The sequence below is a fragment of the Bifidobacterium felsineum genome, from assembly GCF_002802915.1.
Taxonomy (GTDB): Bacteria; Actinomycetota; Actinomycetes; order Actinomycetales; family Bifidobacteriaceae; genus Bifidobacterium; species Bifidobacterium felsineum.
In genome coordinates, this window is sequence record NZ_PEBJ01000003.1 from 100,591 (window position 1) to 119,070 (window position 18,480).

Consider the following 18,480-nt stretch of genomic DNA (forward strand, 5'->3'; position numbering starts at 1 on the left):
AGGGCAATGCCCAAAAATTGCCTCGGCAATTATGCCACAACGGGTATACAGCGGAAGCGGAGTGGTGTTATACCATGCCGCCCCGCATGAAAAACAGCCATCACTCGGGGCTCTTCAAGGCACCGACCATGTCGATGCGATCGAGGGAGCGGTTGGTGGCGAGGCTCACCAGCAACGTGAAGGCGAGCGCCAATGCTGCAGCTCCCGCATAGCAGAACCAGAGCACATTCGGCACGATGTTCATGCCTGGCAGATCCAGCTTGCTCACCAGGAAACCGAGCAGCGCACGCCCGCACGGCATGCCAATCGCAATACCGATGGCGCTGAGCAGCAGCATTTCCTTATTCACATAGCCATGTACCTCACGCTTGCGGAAGCCGAGCACCTTGATGGTGGCCAGCTCACGTTCGCGCTCGGAAATATTCGTGCTGGCAAGTGTGTAGAGCACCACCACGGCCAAGATCGCGGCCATGATTACGATGAAGCCGATCATCACGAAGAACAGTTGAAAGCTCTTGGAGAAGTCGCGCTCCTGTTTGGCGGAGCTCGTCACCGACAGGTATTCGCTCTGCTCGGCCAAATCGTTTGCGAAGGCTATCTGCGCATTCGCATCTCCGCGCACGTTGATGAGATAGGCGTTCGGCGCATAATCCTCATCGAATATCTGCTTGTACGTGGATTGGGACATGACCACTAGATTGCCGGTGTAGTACTGAGCGACTTCATGCACAGTGGCATCGGCGGTGTTGGCCATTTGATCGGTGAGATTCACGCTGGAGCCGGAGGCGAGCGCCAGCTTGCGCGCGGCATTGGCGGTCACGATAATGCCATCATCCGCATACTCCAGTTCGATGGGTGAGCCGTCCGACGTTTGCAGATTGATGTAGCCGTCCGTTGATTTGCCGTCCGGAATGACCATCAACTGTGCGGTGAGTTTCGCATCATCCGCAGCATCAGAGTCCTTACCGGAATGTTGCGCCGGCGCAAGCGTGACGCTGCCAAGTTGCAGCGGCAAGGTGGATTTCACTTCGGAATCATCATCCAGAGCACTCTGAGCCTTGTCATGATCAGCGGCAGAAGTCACGGCCAGCACATCGTATGGCGCAATCTCGCTGTGTTGGCGCGGCATCAGGGTCAGCGCGGAGCTGCCCATGCCGAATCCGGCCGTCATCAATGCCGTGCAGCCGAGTACGCCGATGATCACCATCAGCGCGCGGGACTTGTACCGGAACAAGTTGCGCGCGGTCACCTTGCCAAGGAAGCTCAGGTGATTCCAGATGAATCCGATACGCTGCAGGACAATGGTTTTGCCGGCCTTGGGCGCCTTGGGGCGCATGAGTTCGGCCGGTTCCAATCGCAGCGATCCAGCACAAGCTACCATCGCGGCACCGGTAATAATGACCACGAACAGCAGCACACCACCGAGGGCAAGCCGCCAGTCAACCAGCAGCGGATAGTTCGGCAACACATACATATTGGTAATGATTTTGCGTGTGAACATAAAAGGCAGGCCGACCATACCCAGCACATCGCCGAGCAGTCCGCCGAACAGGCATGCGGCGCCCGAATACACCAAGTATTTGAGCATGATTTCGTGGCGCGTATAGCCGAGCGCTTTGTATGTGCCGATGAGTCCGCGATCCTCCTCGACCATGCGCGTGATCGCGGTAAGGCTGACCAGCAGTGCGATGATGAGGAACAGTACCGGGAACATTGTGCCCAGACGCGCGATCATTTCGGTTTGGGTTTTGACATCCTCATAACTGGTTACGGCGCTGCGGTCGCGGATAATCCATGTGGCTTTCGGCATGGCATCCACCGTACTTTTGGCTTGTGCCTCCGCTTCAGCGATTTTCTGCTCGGCGGCTGCCTTGGCTGGCAATCCGTCCGGCAGAGCATCGACTTTGGCTTTCTGCGCATCGATGGATGCCATAGCTTTATCCAAGGCGGCTTGATGCACGGTATCAGTACGCGCCTGTTCGCGGGCCGCTTGGATGGCCTCAATATTGGCAACTGCATCATCAACGGCGTTGAGATAATCGTCATCATAGGTGTTCAGCGCCTTCGCTCCGGCTACTGTAATGACCACCGACGCATACGGAGCGTCAGCATCGTTGAGCGCATCTTCGGCAACGAACATCGGGTAGACGGTTTTCGCGCCGGACACCAAAGCCAACGGGCCGGTCGGGTTGACGATATCGTTTGGATCGATCACCGTGCCGACGATGGTGTAGTTGCCGTCTGAAAACATGCCAGTTGCGTCATTCGCGGAGGTCGATGCCGCGGACGTGAGCGAATCATCTGGCTGGAAAATCAATGTGTCGCCCAATGATTTGCCGCTATCGTTCAGATACTGCTCGGTGACTGCGATTTCATGGGTCGATTTCGGCAGCCTGCCATCCTTGAGATATGGCTGTTCGACGCCTTCATTGTTCAGGGTGGTGATGGTTGCCGAGGATTGTTTACCATCGATGGCCGTGGTCACACTGGCCGAGTGTTCACCAGCGACTTTGGCAACGCCATCGACCTGCTGCAATGCGTCAATATCGTCATCATCGAAGCCAAGGGTGGAGATGATGGAGATGTCATGCATCGACGTGGCGTCGAAGAATTCGTCTAGGCCACCGCGAATATCCCGAGCAATAGTATTGAGGCCGCCGAGCATCATCACACCGACCGCTACGATGACGAGCATGGCCACGAAACGCTTGCCGTTGCCGGCGATGGCGCGCCACGCGTCTTTCCGGAGTGCTGTTTTCTTCATGACTGTTCCTGCCGCTCCCCTACCATTCGATGTCCGCGATGGGCGTGGGGTTCAGATTGCGCGTGATCTCGGTGACTTTACCGGAGCGGAAGCGAATCAGCCGGTCGCCCATCGGCGCGAGCGCTGAATTATGCGTTACTAGCGCCACGGTGATGCCATGCTGTCGGCAGGAATCCTGCAACAGCTGGAGTACTTCCTTGCCGGTGTTGTAGTCAAGCGCGCCGGTCGGCTCGTCGCACAGTAGTAGCTTCGGATTCTTGGCAAGGGCACGGGCGATGGAAACACGCTGTTGTTCGCCACCAGATAGCTGTGCCGGGAAGTTGGCGAGACGATTGCCGAGCCCGACTTTGGCAAGGGTTTCGCGCGCATCAAGTGCATTCGGACAGATTTGCGAGGCGAGTTCCACGTTTTCGAGTGCCGTCAGGTTGGGCACGAGGTTGTAGAACTGGAAGACGAAGCCCACGTCGAATCGACGGTAGTCGGTCAGTTCGGCTTCGTTAGCTTGAGTAATGTCTTTGCTGTCGACCACCACGGAGCCTGAGGTGGCGCGATCCATACCGCCCAGAATGTTCAACGTGGTGGATTTGCCGGCGCCGGATGCGCCAAGAATAACGGCGAGCTCCCCCTGTTCGATGTCGAAACTGGCATGGTTCAACGCCAGTACCGCGGATTCGCCGCTTCCGTACTGTCGCACTACATCATGGAATTCAAGGAAAGCCATAGTACGTTAAGTCCTCTCTTGCGATGGCTGTGTTGCAATTCCAAGAAATACATCACTCTGTTGGGTAATAAAATCCACGCAATTCATCATTATGTTGGGTTTTCACCCGGAAGCCGCATCATCATGCGAAAAACACGATACGATGTTGAGTTATTGATTGCAGGCGAGAAGACAGGAAGAAGACACGTATGGCACGACCGAAGACGGGCGAGCAAGGCGCACCGGAAAAGATGCAGGAGGCATTCTGGATGCTGTTGGAGCAAAAGCCATATGCGCAGATCACCATCAGTGATGTCACGCGCCTGAGCGGCTTGAACCGCAGTGCGTTTTACTACCATTACAGCAACATTCCGGAACTGGCGGACGACGCCATCGCCGCAATCTATGACGACCCGGATATCAACGCGTTTATTGCGCATATCATCCGGCAAGACGAGGGCATTGACGCGATTCGCAATTATGCCATCGCCAATATAACCTCGCCGCAACGCATTGCCAGTATTCGGAAGCTAGCGCTTATCGCCGGCCCACACGGTTCGACGGGACTGGCCAATCAGCTGAAAGCTCATGTCATCGAAATCTGGTTGGCGACGCTCGGTCGCAATATGGCGACACTCAATCCCGGCCAACGCATTATGTTGGAATTTGCATCCAGCGGCATACTCGGCGTCTTGGCCAAAGCACCGGAGGCATTCACACCGGAGAATATCGAATGGCTAAGTAGTTCGGTATTACCAACCATCGTCGCCCAGCTCATCAATTCGCTGAAGGACAACGGCAGTACATCTGCGCAGTCGTCACGCGCAGTTACTGCCTGAATAAACCCGAAAACCGGCAGTAACTGCGCACACCCACCGTTCGAGCGCGCAGTTACTGCCGCAACACCCCTATCCATCTACAATGGTGGCATCACATCAGCTGCGAACGGGGACCAATCATCATGGAATTGCGCGTGCTCAGGTATTTTCTGGCGGTGGCCGAGGAAGGCAATATCACATGGGCGGCGCAGTTGCTGCGCATTTCCCAGCCGACGCTTTCCCGGCAGTTGAAGCAACTGGAGGAGGAGCTCGGCGTCACCCTGTTCGAGCGCGGCAGTCATACCATCACACTGACCGAAGAAGGTCGACTATTGCGCGACCGCGCGCAAACCATCGTCTCCTTGGCGGACAAGGCGGAATTTGAGCTCAAGCAGTCCAGCTACGAATTAAGCGGCGACATTATGGCCGGCTGTGGCGAAGTACGCGCCATGACATTCCTCGCCGACCGTATGGCCGCGTTCCGCACCTTGCATCCCGGCGTGCGCTTCCATGTGGTCAGCACCACTGCGGATGTGATTCAAGACCAGCTTGAGCAAGGATTGTTGGATTTCGGTCTGCTCGCCGACCCTGTGGACACCAGTCGATACGAGTTTTTACGCACCAATATCACCGAACATTGGTGTGCGATGATACCGAACGGTCATCCACTTGAAGCCCACGAATCCCTCTCCCCAGCTGATCTGGCCAACGAGTCGCTGCTCTTGCCCTCGCGTGAGCCTGTGCGCCGCGTGGTACTGAACTGGTTCGGGCCTTATGCCCCGCATCTCAACATCGCCGGCACCTGCAATCTGCCAGCCAATGGCGCGGCAATGGCAGCCAGCGGCCTCGGACTGTACCTGTGCCTTGACCACGGCACCACCTATCCGGGCGTGCGTGGAATCCGTCTTGCACCACCATTGGAAAGCAGTTCGGTACTGGTGTGGAAAAAGCAAGGGACCGCATCCCCAGCGGCCGCCGCATTCGCCAAGTTCCTACAGACTATGTGATTATCTTCCGGCTCCATTAGTTTGGCTCCCTCTGGTGAAAAAGCCGCCCGTATCCACATGAGTAAGTCCCACGTACTCGGCTCCCTCTGGTGAGGGAGCTGTCAGCGAAGCTGACTGAGGGAGAGCAGCACGAGTCAACGTCGGCATGTTCATGCCCCGCCGGCATGCAAGCGCATAAACCATAGGTATTAGACAGCGCCAAACCCCCGCGGTTCAATGATGGCAGCACACGACCAAGGAGCCATCATGACCACCAAAGCAGCCGATATTCTCGAGCGCGACCGTACCGGAAAACCAGTCAACCCGTGCGACCCCGGCTATTGCGCCATCGCCACCATCATCAACGAAGCCAAGCGGCTTTGCGCGGAGCTCAACACCGGATACCATGAACAACAGGAAGCGCATACCCTATTCGAGCGCATCGTCGGTCACCCGGTTGACCCGTCATTCCGTTTCAATCCGCCGTTTTACACGGATTTCGGGCACAATATCGAGGTTGGCCGAGGCGTATTCATCAATTGGGGTTGCACGCTGATGGACCGCGGCGGCATCACCATTGGCGATGGCACATTCATCGGCCCGAACGTGCAGCTCATCACCATCAACCACAGCAAAGACCCAATGGACCGCGCCACCACCACAAGCCTGCCCATCACTATCGGCAAACATGTGTGGATTGGCGCGGGCGCCATTGTGCTGCAAAACGTGACTATCGGCGACGGTGCCATTGTGGGCGCGGGCGCAATTGTCACTCACGACGTGCCAGCCGGCAGCATCGTGGCCGGCAATCCCGCCAAGGTCATTGGTCACATCTGATGCTCGGCAGCGAAGCTGGTGTACGTTACGAAGACGCAAAGCTCGCATCAGCTTCGCGCCAACATTTCGCATCAGTGACGCATCATAATCAGCATCATCTTGGACGCTTCCTCGGCGTAAACCGCATGCGGCAGACGGGTCGGGAAGTGCAGGATGCCGCCAGGCACGAGGTCCACGGTTTTGCCACCACCGGTCACCTTGAGATGGCCCTCGAGGCATTGCACCAGCACCGGCATGGCAGCGGTGTGTTCGCTCAGTTCCTGACCTTTGTCGAAGGAGAACAGCACTACGTTGGCACCTTCCACCTGCATCACCGTGCGGGAAACAGTGGCCTCAGGCTGTACTTCGACCAGCGGGTTCAGGTCATCGATGAATTCCATCACCATTGGATCAGCGTTCTTAGTTGCATTTTCGTCAGTCATATCAAGACTCCTTATATATATGGCATATGAGTCGTAGGCCTCGATGCCCGCTCTATGCGTTTTCAATTAACGCGTAAAGCATCAGTTTAATCTCTCAACAGTGGCATTGCCGGCATTAAGCCTTGCGCCGCGCCACGAATGCGATGCCGGTAAGCGTATCACCATAGGTGTTGAACACATGGCGCATTTCCAATACGCGCGCACGCAAATCCGGATGCGTTAGCACATTACGCATGATGCGCAGCACACCACCGATGCCCTCGTCCGCAAGATTGCGACGCATCTTCAGCAATGCCATAGGTTCCACGCCGCTCCACAGCACTTCAAATCCTTCCGATTCCAGTACGGTCTGCCATTCAGCAGCAGTCAGCGGACGCGCGTTGACTTTGATGGCACGGGCCAAGTCTTTACGAATCGAATCCTTAACGGATTCGTCGATATTGTCTGGAGCAAGGCCCATTTCATGAATCGCATACAATCCGCCCGGTTTCAGGATGCGATGGGCTTCACTGATAATTGCATGCTTGCCGCGTTCGGACTGCATGGTCAGCATCGCCTCACCAATCACCACGTCCGCCGATTCATCCGGCAAGCCAGTTTGCGCAGCATCGGCCTGGATGCATGAGCCTCCGACTGATGCAGCCAGCGGGCCGATGATCTTCACCACTTGCTCGTCCCGGTCGACACCAGTGTAACCAGCAGGGCCAGCGCTCAGAATCAGCCGAGTAGTGCGTCCCAACCCTGGCGCGAACTCCACCACGCGCTTACCGGCGATCGGCAGGTATGCCAGCATGCGCTTGGTCAGTTTCTCGCCACCTGGCCTGAGCACGCGTTTGCCAAGTTGGGCGAGCACCCAATGGCCTTGCATATGTTCCGCGCCACGATCGGCTTGAGGCAACTGCGATGATTCAATAGGCGTTGCCGCCAAAGTACTGTTACGTTCGTTCATAGGCCTCAAGCATACGGAATCAATCGCGAACGCAACAGACTGGTTTTTCAGTATCAAATGTGATATACGCTCGCAGGATTGCGAGCCGATTGCAGGCCAAACGTTACCTCAAATCGCCCGCATGTTCGCGCAACTGGCGAGTGCTGCGCGAACATACAAAGGATTTTGATATAGAAAACGTTCGTTTGTTTGCGCAGGGTACGCGGATTGCGCGGACATACGAACGTTTTAGCCTCTTAGGAGGCGATGCATGTCAAACCTGAAATTCGCATGCAGCTTATACACTGGCCGCATGCAGTTGACAGTAAAGCGGTTTGAAGAACTCAGCGCGGCAGAATTGTACGAGATTTACCGTGTACGCGTGGCGGTGTTCGTGGTGGAACAGCACTGCGCCTATCAGGAAGTGGATGAGGCGGACCGACACTGCTGGCACGTGTTCCTGCATGACGAGAACGGCATCGCCGCATACTGCCGCGTAATCGACCCAGGTATCACCTTCCCCGAAGCATCCATCGGCCGCGTATTAGCTACTCACCGATGGCAAGGCCTCGGCACCCGCATTGCGCGCGAAGGCCTGAAAGTGGCACAGGAGCGTATGCATGCCGACACCGTGCACATCGAGGCCCAAACCTACGCGCGCAAGCTATACGAGCACCTCGGTTTCACGCAGGTCTCCGACGAATTTCTGGAAGACGGCATCCCCCACATCGGTATGATCTGGCGGGCGGAATCTACCCATGTCAGCCCAGACGCTACACTGGTCGCTGACATCGCCGGCAGGGGCTACGGCGCTGCAATCATGCGGCGTTGACCGAAATCAGCTGGATTCGTCTCCAACCAACCGAGGTATTCCATGAATTCCGTCGCGCCCGTGAACACAACGAATAACGCGCAGTCTTTAGTACCGATCATTGTGATGATGGTCGGCAGCTTCACTGCAATCTTGAACCAAACGCTGATGACTGCGGCACTGCCGCATCTGATGCGCGATTTCGGTCTGCCCAGCAACACCGTGCAATGGTTGAGCACCGGATTCATGCTTACCAACGGCATCATGATTCCAATCACTGCATTTCTGATTCAGCGGTTCACCACACGCCAGTTGTTCTTCTATGCCATCGGCATGTTCCTGTTTGGCACGCTCGTCTGCACATTCGCACCCGGATTCTGGGTGCTGCTGTTGGGCCGTATTCTGCAGGCAACCGGCGCGGGCATTGTGATGCCGCTGCTGCAAACGGTACTGTTCCTTACATTCCCACCAGACAAACGCGGTACGGCAATGGGTTGGTTCGGCCTGGTCATCGCATTCGCTCCGGCACTGGGCCCAACTTTGTCTGGTCTGATTATTGATTTTCTGCCGTGGCGATTCCTCTTTGTGCCGCTGATCGTCATCGCCGTCACCGTATTGGTCCTCGCCATCCCGACGGTGAAGAACGTGACCACGCAGACCAATCCGACAATCGATATGCTTTCGATTGTGCTCTCCACACTTGGTTTCGGCGGATTACTGCTTGGCTTCAGTCTTGCCGGCCAGTCAGGCTGGGCTTCTCCGGATACGTTGGGCTCGCTTATCATCGGCGCGGTCGCGCTATGCGCATTCATTCATCGTCAGCTGCATCTCGAGCGTCCGATGCTCGACTTCCGCGTATTCGCTCGGCCGATGTTCGCCTTATCGATGCTGGTGATCGTACTGGTATTCGTCACCTTCATCGCCACGATGAACATCCTGCCGATGTACATACAGAATTCGCTGGGTATGACTGCCCTACAGTCCGGTTTGCTGTTGATGGGCGGAGGCGTGGCTGAAGGCATATTCAATCCGGCTGCCGGCCGGCTGTTCGATCGCATCGGCATTCGTCGCATCGCCCCACCCTCCATTGCCGTGATCGCCGTGGCCACATTCGCCTTGTCTCGCATGACCGCCAGCACACCGGCATGGTATCCGGCATTGTTCTTTACCATCATGATGACCGGTGTGGCATTTTGCCTGATGCCGCTCACCACCACGGCGCTCAACCAGCTGACCGGGCCGATGCTGCCTCATGGCACGGCGATGAACAATACGTTGCGTCAGACATGCGCCGCCATTGGCATCGCCATCAACTTCACCATCATGACGATGAACACGCAGCCGGCATCCGTAGCAGGCTCGGCGGCCGCCGGCCTTGCACATGGCGTGGATGCAGTGTTCCTCATCGCCACCATCGTGGCAGTGGCAGCATTCGCACTCTCGCTCCTCGTACGCGACCGCGATTGATGGGACGTGCGATAGGAGATGGCATATTGCCATAACCTGCCCGGGCAACTTCATTGAGACGCCCTCATGAAGCCAACTAACCAACACTTGCCCATCTGGCCTCACGGAAACAAGGTAATCGAAGTCTACTGGGCACCAAATGGCAGATGGCTTCATTGAGCTGAATTCAACGAAGCCGTCTACCCGTCATCTGCCCGTCTGACTGCGCTGAGGGCGCTGAATGCAGCCAGCCGGGCATGAACTGGCTGCATTGCATCGACCACTAACCAGAAAAGAATATTCAATTACGCGCGTTGCGGCACATCTCTGCGCGACAGCATCAGCACATACCAGGCAACCGGCAGCGTCAGCAGGCCACCGGCCACAAACACCCACGCGATAGGAATCACATCGGCAAGTGGCGCGAAGATGAGCATGCCCAACGGCATGCCGAGCGTGGACAGCATGGTATCGAGGCCGAATACGCGACCGACCATTGATTCATCGGATTCGGACTGCATCACCGTACGCATCGGGCCGACGCAAACCGCTGAAGCAACACCGTTCAACACATCGATGATGAGATACACCAGCAGGTTCCGGGAGACGCCCAGGCCAATGACCGTGATACCGACCATAGCGATGCCAAGTGCAACGGCATACATTTGCGCAACACTTCTGTTGAGCAACTTGGGACCGATGGCAGACATCAGTGCACCGCCGAGCAGCATGCCGACGCTTAAACCCAGTTCGTTGGCCGCGAGCTTGTCAGAGGCGGTAGTCAGGTTTATGAATCCGAGGTTCAGATTGATACCCTCGTATTCGCGGGTCATGAGCAGCAAGGTCAAATTCATCGGCGCGACCGACATCAAGCAGGTCAGCGCATCGCCAAGAATCACACCTTTAAGATGCGGATGGTGCATCGCATACGCCAGTCCGGTCTTCAAATCGGCAAAGGTACGACGCAGAATTGCGATGGGACGGGCGGCAGCAGAGTCAGTGCCACCGGCAGTTGCACCGCTCCCCCGTGCTTCCACGGCATCATTCTGCACAGTATTGCTCTGCACAACACTATCCTGCGCAGCAGTATTCCGCACAACCGCACGAGGTACGCGAATCAGCGCAACAAAACTCACGCCAATCACCGCAGTGGTCACATCCACCAGCAGGATCGCCCACAATGGCACCAAGTTGACCAGTACTGCAGCAAGCGCGGGCGCAGCGATGCGATTCGCCGAGTCAATCACGCCGAATATCGCATTGACACGCAGCAATTTACTTTCCGGAACCACATCCGGAATAAACGATTGCACGGCCGGCTGCTGGATGCCGCCACCAGCCGAGCGAATCAGCAGCACGACGAAAATCAGCGACAGGCTTGCCCAGTTCAGCGCAAAACTGACGGACAGCAGCACAGTCACACCGGCAATAATCAAATCCGGCAGGATAATCAGCGCTTTACGATTGTATCGGTCGGCCATTGGCCCGCCGAAAATTGAGACCAATGACTGCGGCAATACACCAAACAGGGTGGCCAGCAGCATGGCCGAACCGGTTCGGGTTTGCAGGACAATCCACCACCAGATGGCGAATTGCACCACGCTGGAGCCAAGTAGCGAAAACGCCTGACCGGTAAGCAGCAGTGCGGCACGTTGCATCCATCCGGTTTCAGATGGATCAAGTGCAAGCCCGCCAGACGGCGCAGACGTCGATTCTGAAGCCGAACCGGGCACCGTCCCGTTTTCGGGCAGCGTCGATTCCTCGGAGCATTGATGAGACATATACGTGTTCTGAACTTTCTCTCTCGCGCGACAGACGAACGATATGGATTGTTTATTGCTACATATCGATATCGCGCAGTGTTGATTTGCATATGACAAAAACCGGCATACCCGCTGAATTAAGTATGCCAAGGCCCACGCATGGGCCTACTTACCCGTTAGATCGCAGGCTTCAGCGCGAATCGCGCCATCGTCATCATGCAACGCATAGAACACATAGTTGCTGACCATAATCATCGACGTTGACATGCTGCTTAGATCCGGCGCACCATGTCCATTCTGTGGGACACAGGCAGAGCGGCAATGCAGCAAACCACATAACCACAGATACGCCAATGGCCCGCACCCACAACATATGTTGCAGGGCGGGCCATTAATGTCTTTTAGTATCGCTCAGTGATTGCGGATGGCGTTGCGCAGGGGCAGGACGCTGGTGGGCGAGACGGACAGTTCGTCGAGACCGATCTCGAGGAACTTGTCGGTCAGACTCAGATCAGCGCCCAATTCACCGCAGATGCCGCACCAGATGCCGTGGCGATGCGCGGCATCGGTGGCCATCTTGATCATGCGCAGCACGGCTGGCGAATGTGTGTCAGCAAAGCGTCCGAGGTTCGGGTTCTGCCGGTCGCAGGCCAGCGTGTACTGGGTCAGATCGTTGGTGCCGATGGAGAAGAAGTCGACCTCGGCGGCCAGTTCATCGGCCATGATGACCGAGGCGGGCGTTTCGATCATGATGCCGACCTGGATGTGCTCGTTGAAGTCGATGTGCTCGCCGCGCAGCTCCTCCTTGACCTCTTCGAGAATCTTCTTGGCGTCGCGCACTTCCTCAACCGAGGTGATCATGGGCAGCATGATGGCGATATTGCCGTACACGGAGGCGCGCAGCAGGGCGCGCAACTGCACCTTGAAAATCTCCGGCCGGGTCAGGCAGATACGGATGGCGCGGTAACCGAGGGCGGGGTTGTCCTCATGCTCCAGATTGAAGTAGCCGACCTGCTTGTCAGCACCGATGTCGAGCGTGCGGATGACGACGAGTCGGTCACCCATCTTCTGCGCGACTTCCTTGTATGCCTGGAACTGGAACTCCTCGGTCGGATAGTCCTCACTCTCCAAGTACAGGAACTCACTGCGGAACAGGCCGATGCCTTCGGCGTCGTTGGCCAATACTGCGGCCACATCGGACGGGCGCCCGATGTTGGCATACAGGCGAACCTTCTGGCCACTCTTGGTTTCGGTAGGCTTGCCCTTGAGCTCCTGCAGCAGACGCAGATGCTCCTCGTACTTGGCCTTCTTGCCCTGATATTCAGCGAGGGTCTCCTCATCCGGATCAACGAACACCAGGCCGCTGGTGCCGTCAATCACTGCGGTATGACCGTCGTCGTCCGGATCGAAAGCATCGCCGATGCCGATGATGGCGGGCAGACCCATCGTGCGGGCCAGGATTGCGGTGTGCGAGTTCGCGGAGCCCTTGGCGGTCACGAAGCCCAAAACCTTGGCGCGGTCGAGCTGCACGGTCTCGCTAGGAGCCAAATCCTCGGCAAGAATGATCCGACTCTCGCCACCATCCTCATCTTCAGCGGCTCCTCCACGCTTGCCTTCGAGCACGTTGATCACGCGGCGGGAGACATCCTTGACATCGGCGGCGCGCGCCTGCATGTACGAGTTGTCCATCGCGGCAAACATGGCGGCGAACTGTTCGGCGGTGCTGTTGACCGCAAACTCTGCGTTCACTTTGCTCTGCGCAATCAGATCTTCGATACTTTCCACATAATCCGGATCCTGCAGCATAAGCTGATGGGTATCGAACAGCTCCGCCTTACCTTCACCGAACTCCGCCGCGGTCTTGTCACGCAGTTGCTTCAGCTGGTTGACGGCCGTATCACGGGCCGCGCGGAAGCGTTCCACTTCGGCCTTCGGGTCGTCGACCACGCGGCGTTCCACGGCGTGGTCGGCGGTGTCGAGCACGCGGATCGCGCCAATGGCGATGCCGGCGGAGACTCCAACGCCTTGTATCGTTCTCATCACAGGTTCTCCTTGAGGAACTGCTTGAACTCGGCGGCGGCCTTGACCTCGTCGTTGCCCTGCACCTTGACGGTGACCTCGTCGCCCTGCTTGACGCCGAGTCCCATGACACCGAAAATGCGCTTGGCGTCCACGGACTTGCCGTTGCGGGTGACGATGATGCTCGACTGGTATTCCTGTGCCTTAGCGACCAGCAGTCCGGCGGGGCGGGCGTGCATGCCCTCGGGGTCGGATACGGTGAACGTGAATTCCTGAGACATGATGATGCTCCTTATACGTTTGATGCGTTGCGCTTGAAGCGCCTTGTATACGTAATGTGGTTTACAGCTGTTCGCCGTTGGTGGCGATGACTTTCTGGTACCAGCCGAAGGATTTCTTGCGGCGGCGTTCGAAGGTGCCATGGCCTTCGTCGTCGGCGTCGACGTAGATCAATCCGTAGCGTTTCTTGAATTCGCCGGTGCCGAAACTGACCACGTCGATGCAGCCCCACACGGTGTAGCCCATGACTTCCACGCCGTCGAGGTCGATGGCCTTGCCAACCTGTTCGATGTGGGCGCGCAGGTAGTCGATGCGGTCGTCGTCGTCGATGGTGCCGTCCGGGTTGACGGTGTCGTATGCGCCGTAGCCGTTCTCCACGATGAAAATCGGCTTGCGGTAGCGTTCATACAGGACGCTCAGCGCGTAGCGCAGGCCGACGGGGTCGATCTGCCAGCCCCATTTGGTGGCGGGGATGTACGTGTTGCGCACCACGCCGGCGATGCCGGAGTCGAAGTCGCCGGGGGTGGAGTCGTCGGCGGACAGGGCCATCGACATGTAATAGCTGATGGAGATGAAGTCGACCGTGCCTTCGGCGATGGCCGTCTCGTCTCCCGGCTCCATGTGAGGGGTGATGTCCTCGCGGGACCACATGTTCCTCGCGTAGTTCGGGTATTCGCCGTTGACGTACACGTCGCCGAACACGAGCCGGTCGCGCATGGCGACTTCGGCGCGCATCACGTCGTCGGGGTTGCAGGTGGCCGGGTAGATCGGCACGATGGCCAGCATGCATCCGATCTGGAAGTCGGGGTTGATCTCGTGGCCGCGCTTGACGACCAGGGCGCTGGCGACGAACTCGTTGTGCACGGCCTGCCAGACCTTGCGCTTGCGCTCGTGGATCGTGTCCGTCTCGGAGAACCGGATACCGGAGTCGGTGTAGGCGAAGATCGGGTTGTCGAGGTTCATCTGGTTGTTGACCTCGTTGAAGGTCAGCCAGTACTTCACCTTGGTCTTGTAGCGTTCCATGACGGTGAGCGCGAACTTGACGAACAGGTCGATGAGCCTTCGGTCGGTGAACCCTCCGTATTTGAGGCTCAGGTTGAGCGGCATCTCGAAGTGCGAGAGCGTCACTACCGGTTCCATGCCCTTGGCCTTGAGGTCGTCGAACAGGTCGTCGTAGAACTTCAGTCCGGCCTCGTTGGGCTCGTCCTCTTCGCCGTTAGGGAAGATGCGCGACCAGGCGATGGAGGTGCGGAAGCATTTGAAGCCCATCTCCTGGAACAGCGAATCGTCGCCGCGGAAGCGGTGGTAGTAGTCGTTGCCCCAGTGGTTCGGGTAGATCTTGCCGGTCTCGACGCTATCGGTGATCTGCCGGGGCACGCCGTGCGCGCCCGCGGTCATCACGTCGGCGATGGATACGCCCTTGCCGTCTTCGTTCCACGCACCTTCGAGCTGGTGGGCGGCCACTGCGCCGCCCCACAGAAAGTTGCTTGGGAAACCCATGTTGTGTTCCTTTTCCTGATAAGCCCTGTGGGTCAGTTGATCTTCTTGTACAGCGCGATGAGCTCGTTGACCAACAGTTTGACGGTCTCCGCGGCCATCATCTGGTCCTCGACGTGCGTCATGAGCAGGCTGATCTCGATCTTCTCGCCGGATGCCTCGCGCTGCACGAGGTTGGTGTGCAGGTCGTGGCCGGTCGCGAAGCTCTGGTCGCCGCTCTTGATGAGTTCGTCGGCCTTGTCGTATTTGCCGGCCTTGGCCGCCTGCAGCGCCTCGATGTAGTCGGATTTGGCGCTTCCCGCGGCCGTGATCATCTGGAAGCAGAGGGTCTCCCAGTCGAAGTCCTTGTTGTCTTCTGCCATTGTTACCACCCTTGGTTCGTTCGTTTGGTTGTCGGTTGTCTGTCTGTTGATGCCGGGTTACTTGGAGGCGATGGCGATGGCGTGTTCGAGCACTTTGTCGCCGCGCACCATGCCGTAGTCCTGCGGGTTGATAGCTTCGACCGGCTTGCCGGGCAGCAGCTTCTTGACGTGGTCGAGTTCGTAGCGCACCTGCGGGCCGAGCAGCACGGCGTCGGCGTTCGCGGCCTTCTCCTCGACCTCGGAGATCGGGTAGGCGTCGATTTCGGCCTCGATACCCTTGGCCTCGGCGGCGGCGCGCATCTTCTTGACCAGCATGCTGGTGGACATTCCAGCGTTGCAGCACAGTACGATCTTCATGGTGTTTTCCTTTCAGTGGGCCCCACACCGATCGTGGGGCGGTTGGTTGTTATGGGTGTATTGAGTGTTGATTAAGGAGGGGGCCCGGCAAGGGTGGTTGCTCGTACCGGGCTCCCATGTCATCCGACCATTGCCGATCGGAAGAGTTGGGCCGTTCGATGCGGCGTCTCAGGCCTTGGCCGCGGCGGCGGCCGTCTCGATGTCGGCGTCGTTGGCGGCCTGTTCGGCGACCCATGCCTGGTCCTGCTTCTTGACGAACGGCAGGTAGACGACCACGGAGATCACGAGGATGATGAGCTGGATGAGCGCGGCCTTCCAGCCGCCCAGCAGGAAGCCGGAGATAATCACCGGGGTGGTCCACGGCACCTGGACGGCGCCGAACGGGGGCAGGAAGCCGATGTACATCGCGCCGTAGGTGATGATCATGGCAATCAGCGGGACGACGATGAACGGGATCAGGAAGAACGGGTTGAACACGATCGGCAGGCCGAAGATGACAGGCTCATTGATGTTGAACAGGCCGGGCACGACGGACAGCTTCGACATTTCCTTCATCTGGCTGGACTTGGCCACGATCAGGCCGGCGATGAGCAGGCCGAGGGTGATGCCGGTGCCGCCGAACTTGACGAAGCAGTCGACGATCTGCGGGGTGAGGATGTGGCCGCCGTCGGCGGTGGTCACGGCCTTGCCGGCATCCATGAGGGCCTGGTTGGCCACGGAGTTGGCGGTCAGCAGCGGAGCCATGATGCCCATGACGACGTTCGGGCCGTGGATGCCGCACCAGAAGAGGATGGAGATGAGCAGGGTGATGATGATCGCGCCGGCCCAGTTGTCGGTGAGGTTCTGCATCGGGGTCTGCAGAATCTTGAAGATGAGTTCGGTGAAGCTCACGCCGCCGAACACCTGGCACAGGTGGTAGATGACGGCGGAGCCGAGCACCACGAAGAAACCGGGGATCATGGCGGAGAACGCGTTGGACACGCCTTCGGGCACGGAGTCGGGCAGTTTGATCTTGAGGTTGTGCTTCATGCACTTGACGAACACCAGGCCGGACAGCAGGCCGACGATGATGGCGGTGATCACGCCGTTGCCGCCGGTCCATGAGGTGGAGATCGCGCCGGACACGGAGGCGGTGGTGCCCTCCTTGATCGCGTCGACGGTGCTGTGGTCGATGCTCACCGAGGACGGGGAGAGGATGAAGAAGGCGACCAGAGCCAGCAGACCGGAGGAGATGCCGTCTTCCTTCTCGTTGCGCGCGTAGGCGAAGCCGATGCCGACCGCGATGATGACGGCCAGGATATTGAATGTTCCGGCGGAAACTTGGTTCAGGCCGATGTTCCACTTGTCGGTCAGCAGATTGTTCATGAAGTCCGTGTAGCCCTCGAACGGCAGGTTCGCGAGCAGCAGGAACAGCGAACCCACCAAGGTGGCCGGCATCGTGAGCACGAAGCCGTCCTTCAGAGCGGTGACCGCCTTGGTCGTCGCGAATTTCATGAAGCCGTTGAGCAGTTTGTTGCCGAACTCCTTCATTCTCGTCCTCCTTTGGACTGGTTGATGTCCCCGGGCCGGCGTCCTTGTTGCCGGCCCGATTCCTCTTGTTCAGTATCAAGTCATTCGAATGAATAGGCATAATCCGAATGACTTGACTACAATATACGAGTTTCATTCGGCTGCGTCAAATTCATTCGAATGATTTTTGGATACGGCGTGTCGCCTCCCCGAGGGAATACCGCGAGACGACGCGCCTCCCCCACCGGCGACGCCGCCTCACGCATATAAGGGACTACTTCAGGTCGGCAAAATTAAAAAACGTGGCCTTCTTATAGTGGTAGTAGACCGTGCCGGCGTTGAACATGCGGCCGCTGGCCAGATAGGCGTCGTCCTCGACCACCAGGGCAGGATCCCCAGCCGACAGGCCAAGGAGGTCGGCCCGGCCATGATCCAGCTCTCGCGCGTATATCAGTTTGTCTGCAAAGCCCGTACTCAGCCCCAGGTCCTCGCGAATATACGCATAGATAGAGCCGCTGGCGATCTCCTCGTTGAGATACGGCACGAACTCCTTGAGATACAGGGCGTACTCGATGGCGAAAGGCTCGTCATCCAACAGACGCAGGCGCGAGACGCTATAGACTTTGGCGTCGACGGCGCACTTGAGGCGCGCGGAATCCGCGCCCGCTTCGCGCTGCTCCAGCTTGATCAGCTTGGAGGACACGGAATGGCCGGGAAACTCCGAAGTCATGCCTCTCGTGCCGTTGATGTTGAGGCAGCCCTCACGCCTGTTCTCCCGGACGAACATGCCGCTGCCCTGCACCGGATACACATCGCCAAGCTCGACCAACATGGCAATGGCGTTACGCACGCAGTACCGGGTCGCGCCGAACTGCTCCATGAGCTCGGGCTCGGTGGGCAGCTTTCCCGTGTCACGATATTTGCCCTTGTCGATCTCCACCTTAAGAATCTTCGCCAGTTCACGGTACTTCATATGACATGC

17 protein-coding genes are annotated in these 18,480 nt (G+C 57.9%); 5 read left to right on the forward strand and 12 right to left on the reverse strand.

The features are described 5' to 3' along the window. Positions 1 to 100: 100 nt before the first annotated feature. Both CSQ86_RS06815 and CSQ86_RS06820 read right to left on the reverse strand, forming a co-directional pair. Complete coding sequence (locus CSQ86_RS06815) at positions 101 to 2,764, reverse strand: FtsX-like permease family protein (RefSeq protein ID WP_100494370.1); 2,664 nt, start codon at positions 2,762 to 2,764, stop codon at positions 101 to 103. Between the two features lie 19 nt (positions 2,765 to 2,783). Then, positions 2,784 to 3,485 (reverse strand): ABC transporter ATP-binding protein, encoded by a 702-nt coding sequence (locus CSQ86_RS06820; protein ID WP_100494371.1) that lies wholly within the window; start codon positions 3,483 to 3,485, stop codon positions 2,784 to 2,786. 188 nt (positions 3,486 to 3,673) lie between these two features. Between CSQ86_RS06820 and CSQ86_RS06825 the strand changes: the two genes are divergently transcribed. The 3 genes from CSQ86_RS06825 to CSQ86_RS06835 all read left to right on the forward strand — a co-directional run bounded on the left by CSQ86_RS06825 (position 3,674) and on the right by CSQ86_RS06835 (position 6,105). Next, positions 3,674 to 4,303: a TetR/AcrR family transcriptional regulator gene (locus CSQ86_RS06825; RefSeq protein WP_100494372.1), complete on the forward strand. Its 630-nt coding sequence runs from the start codon at positions 3,674 to 3,676 to the stop codon at positions 4,301 to 4,303. Between the two features lie 122 nt (positions 4,304 to 4,425). Beyond that, complete coding sequence (locus CSQ86_RS06830; protein WP_100494373.1) at positions 4,426 to 5,289, forward strand: LysR family transcriptional regulator; 864 nt, start codon at positions 4,426 to 4,428, stop codon at positions 5,287 to 5,289. A gap of 246 nt (positions 5,290 to 5,535) precedes the next feature. Beyond that, on the forward strand, positions 5,536 to 6,105 hold the full coding sequence (locus CSQ86_RS06835; protein WP_100494374.1) for a sugar O-acetyltransferase: 570 nt from the start codon (positions 5,536 to 5,538) through the stop codon (positions 6,103 to 6,105). A gap of 71 nt (positions 6,106 to 6,176) precedes the next feature. Here the strand turns inward: CSQ86_RS06835 and CSQ86_RS06840 are convergent, their stop codons facing one another. Beyond that, a complete protein-coding gene (locus tag CSQ86_RS06840; RefSeq protein ID WP_479855847.1) occupies positions 6,177 to 6,527 on the reverse strand; it encodes a cupin domain-containing protein in 351 nt (116 codons plus the stop codon). Between the two features lie 115 nt (positions 6,528 to 6,642). Beyond that, positions 6,643 to 7,476 carry a class I SAM-dependent methyltransferase gene (locus CSQ86_RS06845; RefSeq protein ID WP_100494375.1) on the reverse strand — a complete coding sequence of 278 codons (834 nt, stop codon included), beginning with the start codon at positions 7,474 to 7,476 and terminating at the stop codon, positions 6,643 to 6,645. A gap of 292 nt (positions 7,477 to 7,768) precedes the next feature. On the opposite strand from CSQ86_RS06845, the gene CSQ86_RS06850 reads away from it, so the two are divergent. Continuing rightward, positions 7,769 to 8,287 (forward strand): GNAT family N-acetyltransferase, encoded by a 519-nt coding sequence (locus CSQ86_RS06850; protein ID WP_100494544.1) that lies wholly within the window; start codon positions 7,769 to 7,771, stop codon positions 8,285 to 8,287. A 42-nt stretch (positions 8,288 to 8,329) separates the two neighbouring features. Beyond that, entirely contained in the window at positions 8,330 to 9,733 is a 1,404-nt protein-coding gene (locus CSQ86_RS06855; protein WP_100494376.1) for a DHA2 family efflux MFS transporter permease subunit, read from the forward strand. A gap of 284 nt (positions 9,734 to 10,017) precedes the next feature. Here the strand turns inward: CSQ86_RS06855 and CSQ86_RS06860 are convergent, their stop codons facing one another. The 8 genes from CSQ86_RS06860 to CSQ86_RS06895 form a co-directional block, all read right to left on the reverse strand. Then, entirely contained in the window at positions 10,018 to 11,370 is a 1,353-nt protein-coding gene (locus CSQ86_RS06860) for an MFS transporter (RefSeq protein ID WP_423734810.1), read from the reverse strand. A gap of 516 nt (positions 11,371 to 11,886) precedes the next feature. Then, positions 11,887 to 13,515: a phosphoenolpyruvate--protein phosphotransferase gene (gene ptsP / locus CSQ86_RS06865; protein ID WP_100494378.1), complete on the reverse strand. Its 1,629-nt coding sequence runs from the start codon at positions 13,513 to 13,515 to the stop codon at positions 11,887 to 11,889. Further along, positions 13,515 to 13,775, reverse strand: a complete 261-nt coding sequence (locus CSQ86_RS06870; RefSeq protein ID WP_100494379.1) for an HPr family phosphocarrier protein — start codon at positions 13,773 to 13,775, stop codon at positions 13,515 to 13,517. Before CSQ86_RS06870 ends, ptsP begins: the two co-directional genes overlap by 1 nt. A 61-nt stretch (positions 13,776 to 13,836) precedes the next feature. Continuing rightward, positions 13,837 to 15,273: a 6-phospho-beta-glucosidase gene (locus tag CSQ86_RS06875; RefSeq protein WP_100494380.1), complete on the reverse strand. Its 1,437-nt coding sequence runs from the start codon at positions 15,271 to 15,273 to the stop codon at positions 13,837 to 13,839. A gap of 32 nt (positions 15,274 to 15,305) precedes the next feature. Further along, entirely contained in the window at positions 15,306 to 15,632 is a 327-nt protein-coding gene (locus tag CSQ86_RS06880) for a PTS sugar transporter subunit IIA (protein WP_100494381.1), read from the reverse strand. 57 nt (positions 15,633 to 15,689) lie between these two features. Then, on the reverse strand, positions 15,690 to 15,989 hold the full coding sequence (locus CSQ86_RS06885) for a PTS sugar transporter subunit IIB (protein ID WP_100494382.1): 300 nt from the start codon (positions 15,987 to 15,989) through the stop codon (positions 15,690 to 15,692). 168 nt (positions 15,990 to 16,157) lie between these two features. Continuing rightward, a complete protein-coding gene (locus CSQ86_RS06890; RefSeq protein WP_100494383.1) occupies positions 16,158 to 17,519 on the reverse strand; it encodes a PTS sugar transporter subunit IIC in 1,362 nt (453 codons plus the stop codon). A 253-nt stretch (positions 17,520 to 17,772) separates the two neighbouring features. Continuing rightward, a complete protein-coding gene (locus CSQ86_RS06895) occupies positions 17,773 to 18,471 on the reverse strand; it encodes a GntR family transcriptional regulator (RefSeq protein ID WP_100494384.1) in 699 nt (232 codons plus the stop codon). Between the last annotated feature and the right edge of the window lie 9 nt (positions 18,472 to 18,480).